This is a genomic window from Spirosoma lituiforme, assembly GCF_054776635.1.
The window spans coordinates 1-571 of the sequence record NZ_BAAHBO010000054.1; the positions used below are offsets into that span (position 1 = coordinate 1).

Sequence of the window (571 nt, forward strand, 5' to 3'; positions counted from 1 at the left end):
TATTTCAGGGACAAGGGCTGGGTCATAAGGGTGCCAAGGCGTATCCAAAACCTTTATAAAAAGATAAATGTGGCCAAGAAAGTCCTACCCCAAGAACTCCAAAGAGTCCCAACCATAGCTGATATTGCAGACTATCTGGGAGAAGACGAGGAAACCATCCTTGAAACCATGGAAGCAAGCAAGGTCTACACTCCTCAGTCGCTTGATATGAAATACACAGTCCAAAAAGGGGAAAATGCCATTGACCTTGCTGAGGAAATACTTGATACCTTTAGTGAGGAGGCTCTTTTAGAAATAGAAGTCGAGGAGCTTACAAAAATAAATGGGATTAAAGAGGCCAAGGCTTCAAAGATTATAGCAAGCCTTCAACTAGGCAAGAGGATTAAGGAAAATATCTCGATTTTTGACTTTGACCTTAGCCAAGAGGACATGAACGCTCTTGCCAGCCTTGGTAGCCTTGAAGGCAGTGAGAGCGTCTTCAAACTTGAAGCGATGGGTAACGAGAGGCTTCAGATCGATTTTGCCAGAAGCTACCAAACCGATGGCCATGGGATAGGAACCAGGCTAGAAC

The 571-nt window shown here is 44.5% G+C and carries 1 protein-coding gene; it reads left to right on the plus strand.

What is annotated here, in order from left to right; translation table 11 throughout:
- Positions 1–571 (plus strand): sigma-70 domain-containing protein (locus ACYU87_RS27650; protein WP_461137230.1); only part of this gene is annotated, 571 nt, incomplete at both ends.